The following is a 19,932-nucleotide window of genomic DNA, read 5'->3' on the forward strand; positions in this document are numbered from 1 at the left end:
CTCACATAATTACATCAAATATCCAAGAAAGAAAACACTACTCCCGCATTTCCTGCGGAAGGACAATTGCAAAGCGGCTCCCCTTGCCAAGAGTTGAGGCCACTTCTATTTTTCCATGAAACCTTTCAACGATAGTCCTGCAAATGGCCAATCCCAATCCCGTGCCCTGCACAAAAGCATCTCCCTTATAGAAACGTTCAAAAATGTGCGCCAGAACTTCTTCCGACATGCCAGTTCCCGTATCTTCCACAAAGACTTCCAATGTAGCAAAGTCCTTCAGCCTATACCCTATGGTTATGCGTCCTTCAGCAGTGAACTTCACCGCATTATTGATAAGATTGTTGACAACTTGCCCCAAACGCGTAGGATCTGTATAGATAACTGCCGCCCGGTCCGGAAGGTCTAGCAGTAACTCCACTCCTTTCCGAAGATTCATCTTCTGCGCACTGTAAATGCTTTCCAATATGCCATTTAAAGAAACCTTCTCAAAATGGAACTCCATTGTGTTCGATTCTATCTTGGACAAATCCAGAATATCTGAAATCAACACCATTAACAACTGGCTGTTCTTTTCAATCAAAGACGTGAATTCCATAATCTCCTGCCGTGACAAGTCGGCATCCCCACAAGCCAGTAGTGTAGAGAAGCCCACAATGGCATTTAGCGGCGTACGTATCTCGTGGCTCATATTAGCAAGAAATACGCTCTTCAACTCATCGCTACGTTGCGCTTTCTGCAAAGCCTCGTTCAATTTATTCTCCGTATCCTTGTATTTCTGCGTACTCATGCAAATACCGATGATACGGAACGGCAAATCCGTCAATTGCCCCACATAGGTAGATTGCGCCTCAAACCACTCCCACTTGCCGTCTCCCCGCCGTAAACGGTATTCCACTGGGCATTCGTACAAATTACCATGCAACTGTAAAGCCAAAGCATCAAACACTCCCTTCCGGTCGTCCGGATGAATCAGAAATGCGAATTCCTCAGGCGTCAGCGTATAGTCACGCGTAGGAATCCCCAAATATTCAAAATAACGCGGTTCTATAATCATCAGATTATGTTCCATGTCGAAAGACCATTGAAATATCTGGGTACGACTCAGCGCAATATTCAGCAAATGCTTCTGTGTCCGTTCTTCCAACACATTCCTGAAATAGAGTACAATCCTCACCAATTGTCCATCTTCATGAATTCCCACCATAGCACCTTGTATCAGAAAACTTATACCACTCTTCAATTCACGTATAAAGCAATTGGTATCTAAGGGAATAATCCGCACATCCCTCTCCCGAAGTTGCAGCAAAAGGTCTTCTAACACATTCTTTTTATCACATACCACCTCCAATAAGTCAGTGATACGCCGCCCTATCACATACTCATTCAATTGGAGTTCATTCATCACCTGCTGATTCAGACGCCAGATACAATCTTCCAAATCAATCATAATAATGCTGACGGGCCATGAGTTGAACAACTGCTCGGAGATGGCATTTATTATACGTACTTCTTGAGGAACATTCGGATTCATCAGAATTGGTTTATCATACAAGAAGCAAAGTTCGGGTTAAAATGCTTATACCACAAACAAACCCTTATAAATCAATATTCCATTTTAATATGTATATATTCTATTATTCACAACTTTACCTTATTTAACAGAGATAAGTTGAGCGTAATATTGATTTTAACTGTTACCTCTGTCATTTATACATTATTATCCCCCATTTTTGCGTCTTAAAATCTCCAACATGAATATATCCGAATTCAATATAAATGACGAGTTCATTGCCTGCAATCATATCACAACCAGTGAACTGAATCCGCTAGTGAAAAAGCCATACCACACCAAGGCCAGTATCTTCGTTTTGTGTATCAAAGGAGTTCTGAAAACCATCATAAACCATACCCAATTCAAGGTTGAAGCTAACGTTCTCCTAGCTATTCCTCCTGAGACCTTCGTACAATTACTACACACGTCAGACGATACTGAAATATATGTCGTCATATTTTCCAAACAACTTATCCAAAGTGCAGGAGTCGGTAAGGTCATGATGGATAAGTTTCACATTATAGGTAAACACTATATTTTTCCTCTATCGAAAAAGAACTTCCAGCTTTATGCTGAGTTCATGACCTATTTGTCACACCTCTATCAAAGAACAGAAAGCCCCTCAAGTCTAGTTTCATTGCAAACTCTACTGGCATATCTGTTACAAGGCATATCCGAACTCTGTCCGGAACACCCTAGGATAAAAGAGACTCCGGGCAGCAGGCATTTCAACCAATACCGCATTTTTATCCGATTGGTACACACAGACTATGTCCGGGAGCATCAAGTGTCCTATTATGCATTGAAAATGAATATGAGGCCGGCAGCTCTTTGCCGCCTTGTCAAAAAGGAATCAGGACATACAGCCATGGAAATCATCAACAATACTATCATCATGGATGCCAAAGCACAGCTTTGTACCGCCAACACTCCGATAAAGGATATAGCCGTGAGTCTAGGTTTTAATAATGCGGCCTTCTTCAACAAATTCTTTAAACGTCATACGGGAATACCTCCTCAGAAGTTCCGTACATCCTCAAAACAATAAAATCTACTCAAAACCCAAAATGCGGATATTCTGTCCTGAGAATACCCGCATTCCTCAATAAGAGAAGTCCGTCATCAGCCTACCTTCTTGGCAATAAAGAACACATAACCGTAAAATTCCTTATACTTGCCGTACAGTTCATCCTCAATCATTTGGAGTAAGCTGAACTCTTCGGCAATTTTATTACCGGCATATTTCTTACGGAAAATCTCCTGAGCCGCAACCTTTGAAGCAAAGTAATGCTCTGTCCAGCAATTCTCCGGCAAAATGAATGTAGCAACGGGAAGATAACCTGCCTTGTACAACTTGGTCACCTGATTGGGAAGTGTATCCATTTCAGAGTAAGCGTCCATCCAGAAGTCATTGATTTCCGCAGGGCGTTCGTCCGTAAACCATGAACTCTCGGAGACGGCAATATACCCTCCCGGTTTCAGATACTTACGCCACTCCTTCAAGCCACGTTCAAAGCCAATGTTATAGATAGCACCTTCACACCAAATCATATCCAGCTCCTCCTCACCGAAAGGAAGGGCATCCATTGAACCGACAATTCCTTTTACTCTGTTCTGCAAGCCTAACTGCCTTGCATTACGGTTGAAGATATCAATAAAGCCGGGAAAAAGGTCAATTCCTGTAATCCGCCCCGGCACATGGCCAGCTACTACCATTGTCTGGCCACCCGTTCCACAGCCGATATCGGCAATAAAGGATTCATCGGTAAGACCGTCTACAAAGCTCAATGCCTTCAACGTCGCTTCAGGACTGCCAGGGCCTTGTCGTTCCATATTGGAGAAAAAGTCACAGATTAAATTAAGTTCGAAATCGTGGATAGTTTTATTTTCGTTACTCATTTTCTTACTATATTTTGCATATACGGAAAGTATCACAATACCTTCAGCATAATATGCGGATTAAACTTGAATTATAACAATAGGAAAACACTCTCGAAAGAAGTTATCCGAGAGTAAACGAAGGGGGGACAATCTGTGCAGGGAACACAGATTGTTTACAAAACCAAATCCGATTTAAATGTCTTTGTCATACTGCAAAGATAAGCAATATTTTATTTAATCAAAGATTTTACGGTTAATAAAGATTTTCCCTTGCACCGGGCGCATGCTGAAGAACCGCACCTACCACCTGGCAAGTATCCAGTTCCTTACAGTCGCCGCAAGTATTGAAACCTTTTTCGTACACACATTTGCGGATAGCACAATAATCGCTGCAATAGGCAAACTTCACCCCGTCTGCACGGCACCCCATACAATGGATGGTTTCCGGCGTAATTTCCGGCGTATTGTTCAGCACACTCCACTCTTTGGCAGTTTTCTCTCTCAGCTCATCGTCATTATTGACAGTGGCTATACGGGCGGCACAATTTTCGCAATCCAACCCGCAACATGCAATTAATTGTTTCATCACTTGGTTATAACGATTTATGTTTGAGGATATAATGCCCCTTTTCCCGCACATCGATTCAGTAAGCCCAAAACTCACCCCATACCTTGGAACAGACACTCATTTACCGACAGTCCTCAGCGCTTTCTTAACGATATACTTGGTCTCTTTCGTTTCACTTTCCTAACGCCTGCAAAGCTTCCTTACAAATCCGGATTGCGTCTTACTTGCATCATTTAACCAATTCCCTACGCTGTTCCGGACATACTTGGAGTAATCTGATTTCAAAGGTTCCAATATCGGTAAGCCCAATGCAGGGTTCTGTTCCAACATTTCAGTATGCTTGCACCAGACACCTCGTGAACAGAAAACAGAAGAACAAATATAGCTCTGGCAAACGTCTTCCCCATATTTGTCCTTTTGTTCTTTTACCCAATAAATTAATGCGAATCAAGTTATCCTTCCGTCTTACTTTAGAACAGCTTCGCAGGATACTCACCCGCATCCACCAAAGCCTGAATCTTGTCGACTACACTCTGACGGTCTTCGGGATAAGTCACACCGAACCACTTGCTGGTTGTATCGAGCACTTCGCAGGTAGCAGTGCCATTGTTAATCAGCTTATCCACCATCAGCGGGATGAAGAATTCGCTTTTCAGATTCTCCATATTCTTCGGGTCGCTCAGGAAGCTCTTGAAAAACTCTGCACTGTAAGCAAAGTAATCGGGAGTAAAGCCCCAGAAGTTCATGCTGACCGGAGTCGTCTCGGGAGTGGCAGTCCATTCACCGTTATCATCGATGTACTTCACCTCGCCGTCCATACGCTGAATCTGGGTACGCTCTACTACAGAAGTCAACAAGTTGTTTGCATCCGTTCCGCACAAACCACGGGATACGGTACCGCTTTCGCTCAATGTATTACCGATGCGGAAGCCTACCATGGAATATACATTTTTGGAACCTTCGGGAAGGGCTGCAAGAAATTTGCCCATTACCTGGAAGGAATCACGACCGTAGAAATCGTCGCAGTTGATAACAGCAAACGGTTCCTTTATTACATCGGCACCCATCATTACAGCATGGTTGGTTCCCCAAGGTTTGGTACGGCCTTCGGGGCAGGTGAAGCCTTCGGGAAGGTCATCGATGGACTGGAATACCAGTTCGCAGGGGATATGGCCTTCGTATTTGGAAATAATCTTGTCGCGGAAATCCTGCTCAAAATCTTTACGGATTACGAAAACGAGCTTTCCAAAACCGGCATTGATGGCATCGTAAATAGAATAATCCATGATAGTTTCGCCATTCGGGCCCAGTCCGTCCAATTGTTTCAAGCCACCATAACGACTGCCCATGCCGGCTGCCAATAAGAATAAAGTTGGTTTCATATTTAGTTATTATTTAAAAAGGTTAGTATATCACAGTTGATAACGGCTGCAAATGTACAAAAATTTATGGCTGACAGAAGGGAGTTTTAGTTCATTCTTTACCACTATCCGTTCAAAAAGGTACATTTAGAACGGATAACCGATGGCAAAATGCAACGCCATGCTGTCCTTGAACTTGGGAATATTATAATACCCCGACTTCCCGGTATCATACGGATCATGCAGCCCGATACCCAAGTCCAGACGAAAAACAAGAAAGTCCAAATCGTAACGCAAGCCAAATCCCGTGCCCAAAGCAATCTGTTTCGGGAAATTCTTCAACGTAAATTCACCATTCGGGCGGTTTTCATCTTTACGCATCAGCCATACATTGCCGGCATCCAAGAATACGGCTCCATGCAAGTCGGCAATCATACGGAAGCGATACTCGATATTGGCTTCCATGCGAATATCACCCACGTGGTTGATATAGGTATATTTCCTATCCGTCTCGGGAGGATAACCGCCCGGACCTATACTGCGTGCAGAAAAGGCGCGCACACTGTTGGCACCACCGATATAGAACTGTTCCGTATAAGGTGCGGTCGTAGCGTTGCCATACGACCATATCACCCCTCCCGCAATACGCGAAGCAATCATCTGGTTCTTGTCTATCCGGTAATGGTACCTGAATTCCGAATTCAACTTCAGGAACTGTGCAAAAGGTACCCCGAAAAGCTTCTTTCCTTCCTCACTGAACGGCTTGCCGAAAATACGGTAGACGGCAGAAGTCAGGTTACCGGCCGACGCAACGGTGGTCTGCCACCAGATGGGGTTACGCTTGCCGCGCACGGAAGCGTTGTCATAAGTATAGGTGTACTCCATGGCAGGAATGAACTGGTCGCGCAAACTAACGTAGAGTGCTGGATTCTCGGCACGCAACGTATCGAAAGCGGCAGTAGGATTGCGCAGTACATTGAATGTCAACCGGAAAGGAGTTATACTGTGCCTGGAAGTCGATTTGGGCTGGAAGTCATAAGTGACATTACCGCCAAAAGCCAACAGCTTATAATACTTGGCACGGTTCATCTGGTCGGCATATAAACGGAAAGTCGTTGTAGCCGGGAAGTCATACTCACGGTCGCCCATCCTGGGAAACACCACGCGCGGAAAGATAAGCGAAGTGGAGATACCCAGTTCATAGCTGTTCATTAGGGAAGAACTTGCCTTGCCCGTCTGCCATTCGTACGAACCGTTCAACTTCACATTCCAGCTTTCACCACCACCGAAGACATTATTCTTCGTCACCGTAAAAGCGGCACCCGGTCCCGTCTGGTTATTACTCTTCATGGTGACATTAAAATCCAATTCCGCATCGTAGGGTTTATCGAGCGCGGCAATGACCTTCACATCCAATGTATCAGACACAAACGCCGTATCACGTGGTATATACTGCATCTCCGCATAACGGAAAATACCGACGCTTGCCAGACGCTCCTGAATACGAGTCTGACGGTACAAACTATACAAACTCTGCATAGAACGCTGGCGGGCAATACCTGCGCTGTCCTGTATCTGGCGCTTCCGCCGATAACCTTGATAGTTCAACCAACGGTAAAGCATATTGGGACGTACCGGAGGTTTGTTGTAGTAATGTATGGTCAAGCCTTTGTAATCCATGCTGTCATTGGGTTCCTGCCCCTGCTTTCCAAGAAGATATACGGATTTACGCCCCACACGGAACTGCTTCTCGGCTACCTTTGGCATACCGGGAACGGGAATCAAGCGCATCTGGACATGCCCATTAGGAACCATCATGGTATCGGCTTGATAGGTCAGGTAGTCGGGACGGAAATAATAACAACCCACATTACGCAGCAGGGTACTGATACGGGTACGCTCCCCATCCAGATCAGCCACATTGAATTGTTCTCCCGGACTGATAAGGGAACGTCGGCGCCCCAGCTCCATAATGCGAGTGGTACGTTGGTTGAAACCACGATAGTACACCGTATCTATAAAGTAGGGATTACGCATGTTCACCGTATATTGCAACTTTGCCTTCAGCGAGTCCTTCGGGTCGACAAATGTCTTGTAGCTGACGCTTCCGTTGAAATAGCCGTAATCGCGCAGCAAGTTAACCGCCGCCTTCTGACGTATATCGGGATTCACCGTAGACAGAAGCACCGGAGTGGCGGCAAATTTATTGAATATCCACTTTCCGAGTCCCTTCTCATACTTCTGGAAACCATTGTAAATCCACAGTCCGAAAGGAAAGGGATAGCGGATAGTAGAGCTCCCCAGCAACGAATTGTTCGGTGCCGTAGCAAGGGCGGCTTCCACCTCTTCCATGGCAATCTCGCCAACAGACGTTTCACTGCGGTTCAATACAATCATCGGCTTTTGTCCGGTATAGAGTATCTCCCCCTCGGGCAAGTGCTTCGTGGTGGAGCAACCTGCCAGAAATATCAATCCTGCAATATATAATATCAGTCGTTTCATATCACATTCCTACTTTTTCATATCGCTGTTTTCAGCCTCCGGTTTTATCTTTTTCTTCCTGAAGATGAAGAGTTCACCCAACCGGTCCATCTTCCGGCGCAGCACAAGGCCAACACCCGTTTCGGTTATCTCACCGTCGAGTATGCTTTCGTAGTTCTTATTATGGAATACACGGACATATCGGGTACCCGACGCATCAAGACGGTATTCCAGCGATATATTGTCAATGAATGATTCCGCATCGTTCGTCGCATTGGCCCCGGTGGATACTTTTCCACCGATGACTATCTGTACGCGATCGTTGAAGAAACGCTGGGAATAACGGAAACTGAAGTCTTTCTGCGTGTCGCCCGTTTCAGTAGAGGTACGGTCTTCCACACCTACACTGATATTGGCACCTTTTATACCTCCCGCCAAGGAGTTTATCTGGCTCTGAAGCACTGAGTTCAAGGCGGCTCCCATTGACAAACCTCCTCCTTTGGCGCCGCTATTCAAGTAAATACCCGTAGCAAGCATCGCAATAGCCTGCTTACTACGCTCTTCTGCCCCCATTGCCTGCAGCTCATTCTCTACTGTGCCATCTTCGGGCGCCGAAATATCGAATATAAGATCGGGAGCGTCAAGCCTGTTCTTGATGGAAATGGAAACATCGAAGTTCACCATGCGCGAACCGTCCCCGTCACCGTCGGCCACAGAAGCACGCATACGTTCCGTAGCCTTTAGGCTTAGCGTAGGATTCATAATATTCCCTCGCCAATCCACATAACTGCCGGGATTGAACTGAAACTCCTTCAAGGGGATGATAGGCAGCGAATATTTCATGACGCCACCCGAAAGGGTATAGCGTCCGGTAAGGCTCATATCCCCTTGGGGAGTATACTGCATATTCAAATCACCGCCACCTTCCAGTTCGATGTATTTGCTGCGGTCGGGACTCAAGTCGGCACGAAGACGGACAGCATCGTCAATATGGACGGACATATACATTTCCAATCCTCCCAACGACATGGCAGGAACTTCATCCGCCTTTACCGACGTCGTATCGGTGAATGAGGTAAAGGTAACCAGCCCACTGAGACGGTCTTCCACCGTTAAAGGGGAATCGGTCAACACGTAGGTTACGTTGGTATTGCCCAGCAGATTCATGTTTCCACGCATCGTGAGCCCGTCAAGCGGTCCCTTCACCGTGGCATGCAAGTCAACGAACACCTTTCCATATACCAGACTTTCGCGGGTACGCGGTGCATCCAGCAACGTATAGTTCTCTGCCAGCAGATTGAGGTTGGCAGTAGGACGCTCCATATTCCGGAAATCAACCTTACCGTCAATCGTAAACGGATTCTTGCTGGTGGTATAAATGGCAAACTTATCGAATATCAACTGATTGTCCTTTATCTGTACCGGACGGTTGTCGAACCAGTAACGTGCTCCCGCCTGGCGTGCATAGACAGACACACTGTCCAAAACAATATCACCATGCATTTGAGGCTTGTCCAGCGAACCGTAAATATAAAGCCCTCCATCAATATCTCCGGTAAAGGCCACCATTTGGTCAGGGATGAATGCATTGGCCATCTTCAATGGGAAATGCTCGAAACGAGTGGACACTTCCAGAGTATCCTTTCCGTTTTTCTGCGTCAAGATACCGTCGGCGGTCATCACTTCTTCGTTATCATGTGTAAAATAGGTATTCAAATAGTGCGTATTCTTGTCGCCCGGCAACCAGGTAGCCCCCAGACCTATATCTCCAACCGGTTGGCGTTCGTAGGTCAGTTTCTCTACATTGGCTTCGGCGGACACCTGCAGGGAAGTGGCAGTCTGTATATAATTTGCTTCGGCGGAGAACAATCCCGTAAGCCGAGGCATATAAGGAAGTACCTCCGTAAGTTCATCCAGGCGCAATCGGCTCAGTTCTACGTTTATATTCTGCAAGGAAAGGGTATCATTCTTGTCGGATTGCATACGGAAACACAGACCATCGTCGCTGTCCATATCAATATTGGCATAGACGCGCATATTCTTATGCAGATAAATCCAGTTACTATTGTCCGCAAAGTGGAATTTACGGAAAGCGATAATCGGCTCGGCAGGAATAAGGTTCAGCAGCACACCATCACCGCGACCATGTCCTTCGGTCAACGGACGGGCGTTAATACCGAACAGCACACCGGTCTGCCCTTTTCCATCCACATAATCCACAGTCAGCTCCGCATCTTCATTACGGACTTCACCCGTCAGTGTACTGCGGAACACAAACTGCGGGTTCTTGGGGCCGTTTATGACACCACCTTGCAACTTCATGCGGGCAGTATCCTGCTTTACTGTAAAAAATATTGTATCGAGCTGCAAGGAGTCCATGCGCAATCCGTGAACAGCTGTACGCCCATTGATGCCGACTTGCGGAGTAAATCCGAAGCTCAGTTTGAAATCATTATAGGAAATACCCTTTGCAGCCAGGAAATAGCTGACGGGATTCTGGTTACCGGCTTCCAGATGCATGCCGGCTGAAGGAAGGACTTGTCGCAAAGCGGCATGGTCCAAACGCCGTTCATCAATCTGCTTTGTCAGGATAGAGACAAATTTATCCGACTGTTCCATCAACTTCTTCAACGTGCTATGAGCGCGGAAACGCAGATTCAAGTCACCGGCATCAAGCCTCAACTCGAGAGAATCATGACGTGCCTCCGCTCCCATTGTAAAGGCAAATGGGTGTTTCAACGGTCGGGACACCAACCCCAGCTTGTGCAGATTCACCTCTTCCACATTCAAATCCAAAGCGCCATCCAGATAGCTGCGGTCAAGACGCATATCTGCATTTCCCTGCATCTTGAGAAGAACATTATCGCTGGCAAGACGGACAGTAGCAACGGATGACTTGAGTCCGGCATGCACATCCACACCGGAAATGTCCCAATGGCCATACTGTAGTTTTTCCAAGGAGGCATTCAAAGCAGCCACAGTCTTTCGTGATGCTACATCCACCCCTTGTCCCTTAGCGGACATCTTTACCGTAAGAGTATAAATAGAGTCCTTGGGCAGGAAGTGATGCACCTGCAAGTTGTTGATGGCAAGGTCGGCATGGTAGGCTTCCGTAGCAAGATTATAGGCGGCATCCAGATTCAAGGCGCCTTCCTTCTCCTGCAGTTTCAGGGCGGCAGTGCACTGCGCCCCCTCCATACCGACACGTGCCGCAAGGTGCATACTGTCCGGCACGATGACGGAGCCATCGGGAGCAATGTCAGCTAGTCCGGTCAGGAAGTTCAAGTTCTGCGTATGCATCTCGAAGTCCATGTTTCCATTGCGTTTCACACTGTCGGCCAGGTTCCAGAATTCTCCTCCCCCACTCAACGAAAAGGCTCCGGGCAGCTCAGCCGTAAAACGGGAAATCTGCATCTGCTTCAGGTTTCCTTCCGTACCGGCATGAATCACCAACGGACGGAACGGATAGGCTTCCTTGAAAGTTTCCGGCAGGCCACCGGCAAAAAGCAGTACATCCTGTTTGCCGATACGGGCATTGAAACGGGCTGTCAAACGGCCGGTGGTAGGTATATTTATCAGTTCCCAGTAAGTCTGTGCCGTAAGATTCATCTCACTATGAGGTGTCAGCAACTTCAAAGAAGGGATACGGATAACGGTAGAGTCGGCAAACAACCGCCCGGTCAGGGAAGTTACACTCAAACCGGAACGCTCATACATGGAAAATTCCCGGATAACGGCATTCATATCTCTACCGTAGTACATCACAGAATCAATGCCCATACGAATGTCGTGAAGAGCAATGTGCGAGGGGTCGAAACCTATCGCACCCCCCGGGCCGCCGGTATCATAATTGACAGAAGTTCCAGTCAGCAGGAATTTTCTCCAGCCATAGAACTGGTGTTTCAGGTCGGCAGCAGCGTCCGCAATCTCAGCATTTCCGATATGGGCTTTCAGCCCCATGGAGTCCAATGGCATCTGTAAATCGACCGAGACGTTCTTCAACTTCAGGGTATGGAGTGTGACTTTCCAGTTTAACGCAGTGTCAGTAGTGTCCTTGGGAGTCTCAGTGGTATCTGCAAGCATTACCTGCACATGGGTATCGCTCAATTCTATATTATTGAGAATAGCATCTTCTTTTGTAAGGTCTATGCCATGGCTTTCGAAAAAGAAATGCCCCAGTACCCCTTTGATGCACATACCTTCCATTAAATTGGAAGAGTTAACAGCAACTTGTTTCAGGGTAATGTCATCCACCTCCACTTTCCCTTTGAGTAAAGGCCATGCCTGCACCCGCACGTTCAAACTTCCAAGATTCAGCAAAGTATCGGGATGCTGCACCTCAACAGCACTGTCGGCAGGCTGTACCACCAATACACCGCGAACCAACAAATTCAAAGGAAAGCGAAGGTCAATCCGCTCCACAGATATGTCCATACCCGTAGCATCTGATGCAATTGCTGTAGCCTGCTTCCGTATCAAATTCTGTACGGGAGGCACATAGAGCAGTATCATCAATATTATAAACAGTATAATAGGAGTAAGCAGCACCCACAGTGCTATTCTCAACCATTTTCTTCTCATCGGAACGTCAATCTTTCATCGTATTTAAAAGTCCTACAAAGTAAACAATTTCTTTCGACATTTGGTTCCCGATAGAGAAAAATCATGTATTCTTCTCTGTTCCCCCATTACGGAAAAGCTGTTGCCTGAGTAATGACATCCTCTATCAAAACGAGGGCGGCAAGGACGTGCTCTTTCAACTCTCCGGTAAAAGGCACTCCATGCGAAGTTTCCAACAGTTTCAGCAATGCAACCAGTTCCGTAGCTCCAATCAACGTAAAGAGGGGAATCATTTTGTGGGAGACAGCAGCCATCTCGTCCACATCCTCATTCTCCACAGCCTTCTGCAAACGCTCCGCATTGAGACGAGTTTCAGCCACAAAACTTTCCAGAATGGACTTTGCGGCCTCGGGGTCATCGACCGAAAAAACGGTGAGCGAAGAGAATTTATACCCCGGGCAAGCCGAAGTTTCCGAAACTTCTGTAACCTCCTTCCCTTTGTCCTCCACATTCAATTCATGCAGCAATTCACTGACGGTAAACGGCTTATGCAGGCATCCGGCAAAGCCATGCGCCGTAAATTCCTCACGCTGCATGTCACTGCGAGCAGTGACAGCAATCACCGGAACAGACTGTGCCTGCGGTATGTTCGAAGCACGCAGCAGTTTCAGTAAATCAAAACCATTAATAGCAGGCATCTGCACATCAGTAAGCAGAACATCAAAGGTTGCAGTGCGCAAGGCATCCAGCAATTCATCCAGTTGTAAACAAGAAACAGAATTTATACCACTCTGCTGAAGCATGGCGGCAGTAAGGGTAAGTTGAATACGGTCATCATCGATAAGGAGGACATTCTTCAATGAAGAACAAGGAACGGAGAATGAAGAATTGCCCTCCGGCGTGACAACACAGCCCAATTCTTCATCCTTCATTCTACGCCTTTCGCTCCTTACGGGATAGATAGGAATATATATCGTGAAAGTGCTTCCCTTACCTGGTACACTGTCTACATCAATCGTACCTTCAAGTAACTGTACCAACATACGGACGATGGAAAGTCCGAGTCCGAACCCTTCTTTACCCTGAGCACCCGGTAATCGGGTGAATTCCTGGAAGATACGCTCACGGTCAGCAGGCTCCATACCTCTACCCGTATCAGCAATGGCAACTACCAGTCGACGGTCCTCGTAACGGGCAGTCATGGTAATACCGCCTTGGTCCGTAAACTTCACGGCATTGGACAGCAAATTGTTGATAATCTGACGCAGACGCAAGGGGTCACAAATATAGGTACCGTCCAGCTCCGGGGCAATGTCGCAATGAAGCTCCAGCCCTTTGGCAGCCGTAAGCGGTTCAAAACTTACGTGTATCTCTTCAAGCAGGCGGGAAGGATGAAAAGTGACCCGGTTGACTTCAGCCTTGTTCAAATCAAGACGATGGAAGTCGAGCAAATCAACGACCAGCTTCAGCAAATGCTCCGATGAGGTTTTCATGTTGTCCAGATAGAACCGCTGGCGCTCATCCACCGTCAGACGGGAAAGCAAATCGGCATAGCCCATGATAGAACCGAGCGGGGCTTTGAAATCATGGGTAATGGCAAGCATCAGTTTTTCACGGACAGCAAGTAAATCTTCGGCACGACGGCGGGCCTCTTCCAACTCACGGCGGTAATGGTTGCTTCGAGTTATGTCGCGACCGATGATAATAAGGAAAAAAACGGAAAGCAATACCGCACCTACGGCAATGCCACTGATAATCTTGGCCGAACGGCGTCGGACCGCCTGTTGATACTCGGCTTCCGTCCGTGCACGCAGCAGAGTTTCCGTCTCATAATCTTTCAGCAAACTGTCAATACGAGCGGTCAGCATATGGTCCAAGCGTTGCAGATAGCGTTTACGTCGTTGTATAACAGTGTTTACAGCTTTTTTCTGCTGGGCCACAGCACGCAGTTTCTCATGCAAAGAATCGGCCGGATTATAAGGTTCAATCACCGTATCCGTCGCAAATTCGAGGGAGGTCTTCACCTGGATAGCCGTATCTTTCTTTGGGGGAACAAACACTTCACCCAAACGACGGAAAAAACCCTTCTTCCGAGGGCGTGTCACGACGGTATCCCGATGTGTAATGATACGGTGCTGCACACGTTGCTGGGTCACTACTGAGTCCTGCTGGGCAATTATCTGCTCAATGTCACTGGTGGATACCATGCTGTCATTCGCCTCACTCAGCGTACGCAGCATTCTTATCGTATTGGTATCCTTCTCGCGTATCAAAGCTAGTACGCTGTCTGTCCATTGTACATCGCGGTCATCGGTAAGAATAAGGTTCTCCATCTCCCGGTGTACGAAGAACAAGGAAAAAAACAATACCGCCAGCAACAAAGTGTAGCCTACGGCAATCTTTACTTTGGAGACACTGTTCATATTATCAAATCCTTTCCCTGGTCTGTCTACGGAATCTCAGCCACAGCATCACCCCTGCACTGGTCAGTCCAAACGGGAAAGCCATCCAGACCCCCGTCAGTCCCCAGCCGAAGATGAAACCGCAGAGGTACCCTACGGGCAAAGATATAACAAAATAGGATATAAATGCAATAATCATCATCGGTTTCACATCCGAGATACCACGCAGGGCATTGGCAAAATTAATCTGCAATCCGTCACCGAACTGGTAAATCAGGAACGGAAAGAAGAGAGCGGCTACCATACCGGACACTTCCATATTATCTGTAAACCATCCTCCGACCTGACCGCGAAGTGCAAAGACAATACTCAACAGCACCACTTCCATGCATAAGATGACGTGAAGGCCAGCATACGCCGAACGGCGCACATTCTGCCCGTCGCCCTGCCCCTTAAAGTTACTGACACGCACAGCAACTGCAGCACCCATGCCATAATACATCATGAAGGTGAACTGAGAGACAGTGAGCATTATCTGATGTGATGCCAGAGCAAGTGTCCCCAGCCACCCCACCATGACAACACTGAGGCTGAAGGAAGCGGTCTCCATTCCCATCTGCATACCGACAGGCCAGCCCAGAGCATTGAGTTTCCTAAACATCGGTGTCGACCATCCCAGCCTCATGAATCCGAGTCTATAACGGATAAAACGGCGACTACGAAGCACAATCACCGCAAAGACCACGACCATCACAATGCGAGAGAACAAGGTACTTACACCCGCGCCAAGCAATCCCATCTCCGGGAAACCCAATTTTCCATTGATCAGAATATAGTTTCCTACGATGTTAAGCGCATTCCCTCCAAGCAGAATCCACATGGCCGTCTTGGTGTCGGTGATGCCATCCGTAAACTGTTTAAAGCCGTTGAACAACATGACAAAAACCAGTGAAGCAAGCAGCACTAGATAATAAGGCTTAATCAGAGGCAGTAATTCTTCGGGCTGCCCCAGCCGTTCCACATTGAAATACAGAACAGCCATGACAAGAGTCAGCAATAAAGCTACCAGCACATTGGCCACCAGACTGCACCGTAACGCTTGTCCGGCTTCGGCAAAACGGCGGTTACCGTAGAAGCCTCCCACAACCGGGGTCAGCCCGTAGCTGAACCCCGTACTGAAAATAATACAGAGAGTAAACAGATTGTTTACGAAAGAAGCGGCACCCAGCTCTTCCGTGCTATGATGCCCAATCATCAGCGTATCGGCAAACCCCAGCACAATGACTCCCAACTGCCCCACCACAATGGGTAGTCCCAGGAGAAGCAATGCTTTGTAGTGTTGCTTATACGTATCAAATAAATTTCTCATACTAAAGGTTTTCTTTTTGGTAATAAAGCACAATCCCATTTTCATCGCGGAAGGTCTGTTGGGCTACCCTATGAAGCTGTTCTGCCGTCACAGAGCGGTAATTGTCCACTTCACGGTCTATGTCTTCCGCCTGCCCGGTCAGTTCAAACCAGGCAAGGTTCGTGGCAACATTCAGATAATTGATGTTGCCGAATATCTGTGTAGACTCAAACTTGTTCTTTACTTTCTCCAATTCCTGCTCTCCAACAAACCCGGATTTCAACTCTTCCAACTCTTTCCGGACAGCAGCCTCGGCTTGCTCCAAAGATACGCCAGCAGATGGCTTTCCACTGATATGCAGCAGTCCGGCATCCCGTGTACCGGAGATATAGGCATCGAGACTGGAAAAGAGCTTTTGCTCCTGCACCAGCCTGCGGGTCAAGCGACTGGAACGTCCATTGCTCAGAATATCCGACAGAATATCGAAGGCATAATAATCGGCATCTTCACGACTGCACATGTGATAAGCCATGAACAAAGCATCCAGAGGAACATTCCGTTCCACCGTCTGCCGGCGTTCCGCCGTCTGTACAACTTCTTGCGGTAATTGTCTTACAGGCACATTCCTACGGGGAATAGGAGCAAACCATTTTTCAGTCAGCCTAATCGTTTCTTCCCACGAAATATTTCCGGTAACGGCCAGAACTGCATTATTAGGTGCATAAAAACGGAAAAAGAATTCCTTTACCTCATCCAGCGTGGCATTGGCAATGTGAGAGAGGTCTTTCCCGATAGTAGGCCAGCGATAAGGATGCGTTTGATAAGCCAAAGGACGAAGCAGATGCCCCACATCACCATACGGCTGGTTCAGACAACGTTGCTTGAACTCCTCCATCACCACTGCACGCTGCACCTCAAGACTTTGCTCACTGAATGCCAGTTCCAGCATACGGTCGGACTCCAGCCAGAAGCCGATTTCCACATTCGATTTTGGAACCGTCAGGTAGTAATTGGTAATATCATTATTGGTCCATGCATTATTCTCCCCACCTGCCAGTTGCAAAGGAGCGTCATAATCAGGAATATGCACCGAACCTCCAAACATCAGATGCTCAAACAAATGGGCAAAGCCCGTATGCTCGGGATGCTCGTCACGGGCACCTACGTCATAAACAATATTCAAGGCAACCATCTGCGTGCTGGTATCTTCATTGTGCACCAACCGCAGACCGTTGTCAAATATCTTTTTGTTTATCTTCATAAAATAGAATGACAGAATCTATCATCAATCTATCACTGTCACTTTTTTAATAACCACATCCTCTTCAGGACGGTCGTTACGATCAGTCTTGACCTTCTGTATTTTATCAACTATATCCATACCTTCCAGCACTTCACCGAATACGGTATATGCACCGTCCAAATGCGGAGTACCACCCATGGTAGTATAAGCCTTCACCTGCTCGGGAGTAAACTTGAACTCCGGTTCCTTGGCAACCTGAGCCTCTGCCTGCGCAATCAAAGAATCTTGCAAATCCATCAGACCGTCCTGGTCATTATTCTTACGCATCTTGTAGATTTCCTTCATATGCTTCTGGGCCAATGCATTGAAAGCATTGTTCAGGCGCATCTGATTCATCTGCTGTTCCATCCCCAGCAAGGTAGAGTCATTATACACTTTTCCAGTCACAATGTAGAACTGGCAGCCGGATGATGCCTTGTCGGGATTCACCTCATCACCCTGGCGTGCAGCCGACAAAGCACCTTTTTTGTGAAAATACTTCGGATAAACAAATTCGGCAGGAACAGTATAACCTACGTCGCCTGCCCCCAGCATCTTGCCTTTTGGAGCCTTTTTCGATTCCGGGTCACCTGCTTGTATCATAAAGTCCTTGATGACACGGTGGAACAGCGTACCTTCATACGTGCCGTCTTTCACCAGCTTAATAAAGTTATCACGATGTTTCGGGGTTTCATTATACAGTTTCACGGTGATGTCACCCGCACTTGTTTCAATCTTCAGCTTCGTTTCTTTTTCCATATTTTCCTCTTTCTTTTGTCCCGGCTTGCAAGCAGTCAAACCGCAAACCAGTATAGTTAATAATACAATTAGATTCCTTTTCATTTTGTTTTTTATTTAATTTAAGTTTGCAAATATACTAAAATCAGACAAAAGCACTTACCTTTGCCTACATAAAAGAGATAAAAGGCAAAAGCAATGACATCCATATTAATTGTAGAAGATGATATTACTTACGGCATGATGCTAAAAACATGGCTCGGCAAAAAAGGTTTCCAAGTAACCTCCACCAGCAGCATTGCCCGTGCTCAAAAACATATTGAGTCGGAAACCGTGGACTTGATTTTGTCTGACCTACGCCTGCCCGACAAGGATGGCATTGACTTATTGAAATGGCTGGGCGAACACGGCCTGCAAATACCGCTTATCATCATGACGGGATACGCTGACATACAGTCGGCCGTCCAAGCCATGAAACTGGGAGCCTGCGATTACATTGCCAAGCCTGTGAATCCGGACGAATTACTGAAAAAAATAGGCGAAGCCTTGAATGCATCATCCTCCGCTTTGAAACAGATGATGCATCCGTCCCGAACAGATGACGCGTTTACCCCAAACAGACCATCCGTCTCGCCCAAACAGACGATACATTCCGACAAGATGAAAAATCAGTCTCAGAAGAGTGCAGAAGGCTCATTGTCTTCCTCCGACTTTCTCGAAGGAGAGAGCGACGCAGCCAAACAACTCTACAATTATGTGAAACTGGTTTCACCTACCAATATGTCCGTACTCATCAATGGTGCCAGCGGAACGGGCAAAGAATACGTAGCCCATCGCATCCACCAGCTCAGCAAGCGTGCCGACCGGCCGTTTGTAGCCATCGATTGCGGTTCTATCCCCAAAGAATTGGCCGCTTCGGAATTCTTCGGGCATATAAAGGGCGCCTTTACCGGCGCACTGACCGACAAAACGGGCGCTTTCGTCGAAGCCAACGGCGGTACCATCTTCCTGGATGAGATAGGCAATCTGAGCTATGAAGTGCAAATACAACTGCTGCGTGCTTTGCAAGAACGCAAGATACGTCCGGTTGGTTCAAACAAAGAGATAAGCGTGGACATACGTCTGGTATCCGCCACCAACGAAAATCTGGAGCAAGCCATCGAAAAAGGAACGTTCCGTGAGGATTTATATCACCGTATCAATGAATTCACCCTGCGCATGCCGCAACTCAAAGACCGCCGTGAAGACATCTTGCTCTTTGCCAATTTCTTTCTGGACCAGGCCAACCGCGAAATGGACAAGCAACTGACCGGCTTTGATGACAAAGCATCCCGCGCCTTATTGGAATACCCCTGGCCTGGCAATCTGCGACAAATGAAGAATATGGTACGTCGTGCAACCCTGCTGGCACAAGGCAAATTCATTACTATCAACGAACTAAGTGAACTGAAAGAACCTGCATCGGCCATCATCGGCATCCCTCTCCGCAATGAGGAGGCAGAGAAACGTCAAATCATCGAAGCCCTACGGCAGACGGGAAACAACAAGAGCCGCGCTGCACAACTGTTGGGCATTGACCGCAAAACGCTGTACAACAAGTTGAAGCTTTATAACATATCCGACTAAAAGATGTGGAATAATTCCACACTCCTCTCCACACATTCCCCACTTTTCCACATTATACTACACTTTGCATAAAAACATATACATCTAGTTATCAAAGCATTACCCAACAAATAATTCTTTTGGCACACCATTT

At 47.1% G+C, this 19,932-nt stretch carries 12 protein-coding genes; 2 read left to right on the forward strand and 10 right to left on the reverse strand.

Annotation, left to right across the window (positions count from 1 at the left end; genetic code table 11):
• Window positions 1–37: 37 nt before the first annotated feature.
• Window positions 38–1,531, reverse strand: coding sequence for an ATP-binding protein (locus tag HUX74_RS07150; protein ID WP_138346156.1), 1,494 nt, complete (start codon window positions 1,529–1,531; stop codon window positions 38–40).
• A 220-nt stretch (window positions 1,532–1,751) separates the two neighbouring features.
• Between HUX74_RS07150 and HUX74_RS07155 the strand changes: the two genes are divergently transcribed.
• Window positions 1,752–2,600 (forward strand): AraC family transcriptional regulator, encoded by an 849-nt coding sequence (locus HUX74_RS07155; RefSeq protein WP_117966310.1) that lies wholly within the window; start codon window positions 1,752–1,754, stop codon window positions 2,598–2,600.
• Window positions 2,601–2,674: 74 nt separating this feature from the next.
• Here the strand turns inward: HUX74_RS07155 and HUX74_RS07160 are convergent, their stop codons facing one another.
• The 9 genes from HUX74_RS07160 to HUX74_RS07200 all read right to left on the reverse strand — a co-directional run bounded on the left by HUX74_RS07160 (window position 2,675) and on the right by HUX74_RS07200 (window position 18,278).
• The gene (locus HUX74_RS07160; RefSeq protein WP_165853618.1) at window positions 2,675–3,451 is read right to left on the reverse strand and encodes a class I SAM-dependent methyltransferase; all 777 of its coding nucleotides are present in this window, start codon (window positions 3,449–3,451) and stop codon (window positions 2,675–2,677) included.
• A 235-nt stretch (window positions 3,452–3,686) separates the two neighbouring features.
• Window positions 3,687–4,019, reverse strand: a complete 333-nt coding sequence (locus HUX74_RS07165; RefSeq protein ID WP_034528899.1) for a DUF3795 domain-containing protein — start codon at window positions 4,017–4,019, stop codon at window positions 3,687–3,689.
• A 452-nt stretch (window positions 4,020–4,471) separates the two neighbouring features.
• Window positions 4,472–5,383, reverse strand: a complete 912-nt coding sequence (locus HUX74_RS07170) for a nucleotidyltransferase (RefSeq protein ID WP_117966307.1) — start codon at window positions 5,381–5,383, stop codon at window positions 4,472–4,474.
• A gap of 126 nt (window positions 5,384–5,509) precedes the next feature.
• The gene (locus HUX74_RS07175; RefSeq protein WP_174646427.1) at window positions 5,510–7,864 is read right to left on the reverse strand and encodes a BamA/TamA family outer membrane protein; all 2,355 of its coding nucleotides are present in this window, start codon (window positions 7,862–7,864) and stop codon (window positions 5,510–5,512) included.
• Window positions 7,865–7,873: 9 nt separating this feature from the next.
• A complete protein-coding gene (locus HUX74_RS07180; RefSeq protein WP_174646428.1) occupies window positions 7,874–12,424 on the reverse strand; it encodes a translocation/assembly module TamB domain-containing protein in 4,551 nt (1,516 codons plus the stop codon).
• A gap of 107 nt (window positions 12,425–12,531) precedes the next feature.
• Window positions 12,532–14,826 (reverse strand): hybrid sensor histidine kinase/response regulator, encoded by a 2,295-nt coding sequence (locus HUX74_RS07185; RefSeq protein WP_174646429.1) that lies wholly within the window; start codon window positions 14,824–14,826, stop codon window positions 12,532–12,534.
• Window positions 14,827–14,830: 4 nt separating this feature from the next.
• Complete coding sequence (locus tag HUX74_RS07190; RefSeq protein ID WP_117599219.1) at window positions 14,831–16,174, reverse strand: MATE family efflux transporter; 1,344 nt, start codon at window positions 16,172–16,174, stop codon at window positions 14,831–14,833.
• Between the two features lies 1 nt (window position 16,175).
• Window positions 16,176–17,414, reverse strand: a complete 1,239-nt coding sequence (locus HUX74_RS07195) for a pitrilysin family protein (protein WP_117599218.1) — start codon at window positions 17,412–17,414, stop codon at window positions 16,176–16,178.
• A 24-nt stretch (window positions 17,415–17,438) separates the two neighbouring features.
• Complete coding sequence (locus HUX74_RS07200; protein ID WP_117966295.1) at window positions 17,439–18,278, reverse strand: peptidylprolyl isomerase; 840 nt, start codon at window positions 18,276–18,278, stop codon at window positions 17,439–17,441.
• Between the two features lie 93 nt (window positions 18,279–18,371).
• Here HUX74_RS07200 and HUX74_RS07205 point away from each other — a divergent pair, with 93 nt between their 5' ends.
• Window positions 18,372–19,799: a sigma-54 dependent transcriptional regulator gene (locus HUX74_RS07205; RefSeq protein WP_174646430.1), complete on the forward strand. Its 1,428-nt coding sequence runs from the start codon at window positions 18,372–18,374 to the stop codon at window positions 19,797–19,799.
• Window positions 19,800–19,932 lie beyond the last annotated feature (133 nt).

The organism is Bacteroides sp. Marseille-P8574 (assembly GCF_902825465.1).
In the GTDB taxonomy this organism is placed as follows: domain Bacteria; phylum Bacteroidota; class Bacteroidia; order Bacteroidales; family Bacteroidaceae; genus Bacteroides; species Bacteroides uniformis.

Bases quoted from the DNA above. Each gene is read 5' to 3' on its own strand.
- HUX74_RS07185 (WP_174646429.1), bottom strand. From the start codon at position 14,826: ATGAACAGTGTCTCCAAAGTAAAGATTGCCGTAGGCTACACTTTGTTG.
- HUX74_RS07175 (WP_174646427.1), bottom strand. From the start codon at position 7,864: ATGAAACGACTGATATTATATATTGCAGGATTGATATTTCTGGCAGGT.
- HUX74_RS07150 (WP_138346156.1), bottom strand. From the start codon at position 1,531: ATGAATCCGAATGTTCCTCAAGAAGTACGTATAATAAATGCCATCTCC.
- HUX74_RS07165 (WP_034528899.1), bottom strand. From the start codon at position 4,019: ATGAAACAATTAATTGCATGTTGCGGGTTGGATTGCGAAAATTGTGCC.
- HUX74_RS07170 (WP_117966307.1), bottom strand. From the start codon at position 5,383: ATGAAACCAACTTTATTCTTATTGGCAGCCGGCATGGGCAGTCGTTAT.
- HUX74_RS07160 (WP_165853618.1), bottom strand. From the start codon at position 3,451: ATGAGTAACGAAAATAAAACTATCCACGATTTCGAACTTAATTTAATC.
- HUX74_RS07180 (WP_174646428.1), bottom strand. From the start codon at position 12,424: ATGAGAAGAAAATGGTTGAGAATAGCACTGTGGGTGCTGCTTACTCCT.
- HUX74_RS07155 (WP_117966310.1), top strand. From the start codon at position 1,752: ATGAATATATCCGAATTCAATATAAATGACGAGTTCATTGCCTGCAAT.
- HUX74_RS07190 (WP_117599219.1), bottom strand. From the start codon at position 16,174: ATGAGAAATTTATTTGATACGTATAAGCAACACTACAAAGCATTGCTT.
- HUX74_RS07205 (WP_174646430.1), top strand. From the start codon at position 18,372: ATGACATCCATATTAATTGTAGAAGATGATATTACTTACGGCATGATG.
- HUX74_RS07195 (WP_117599218.1), bottom strand. From the start codon at position 17,414: ATGAAGATAAACAAAAAGATATTTGACAACGGTCTGCGGTTGGTGCAC.
- HUX74_RS07200 (WP_117966295.1), bottom strand. From the start codon at position 18,278: ATGAAAAGGAATCTAATTGTATTATTAACTATACTGGTTTGCGGTTTG.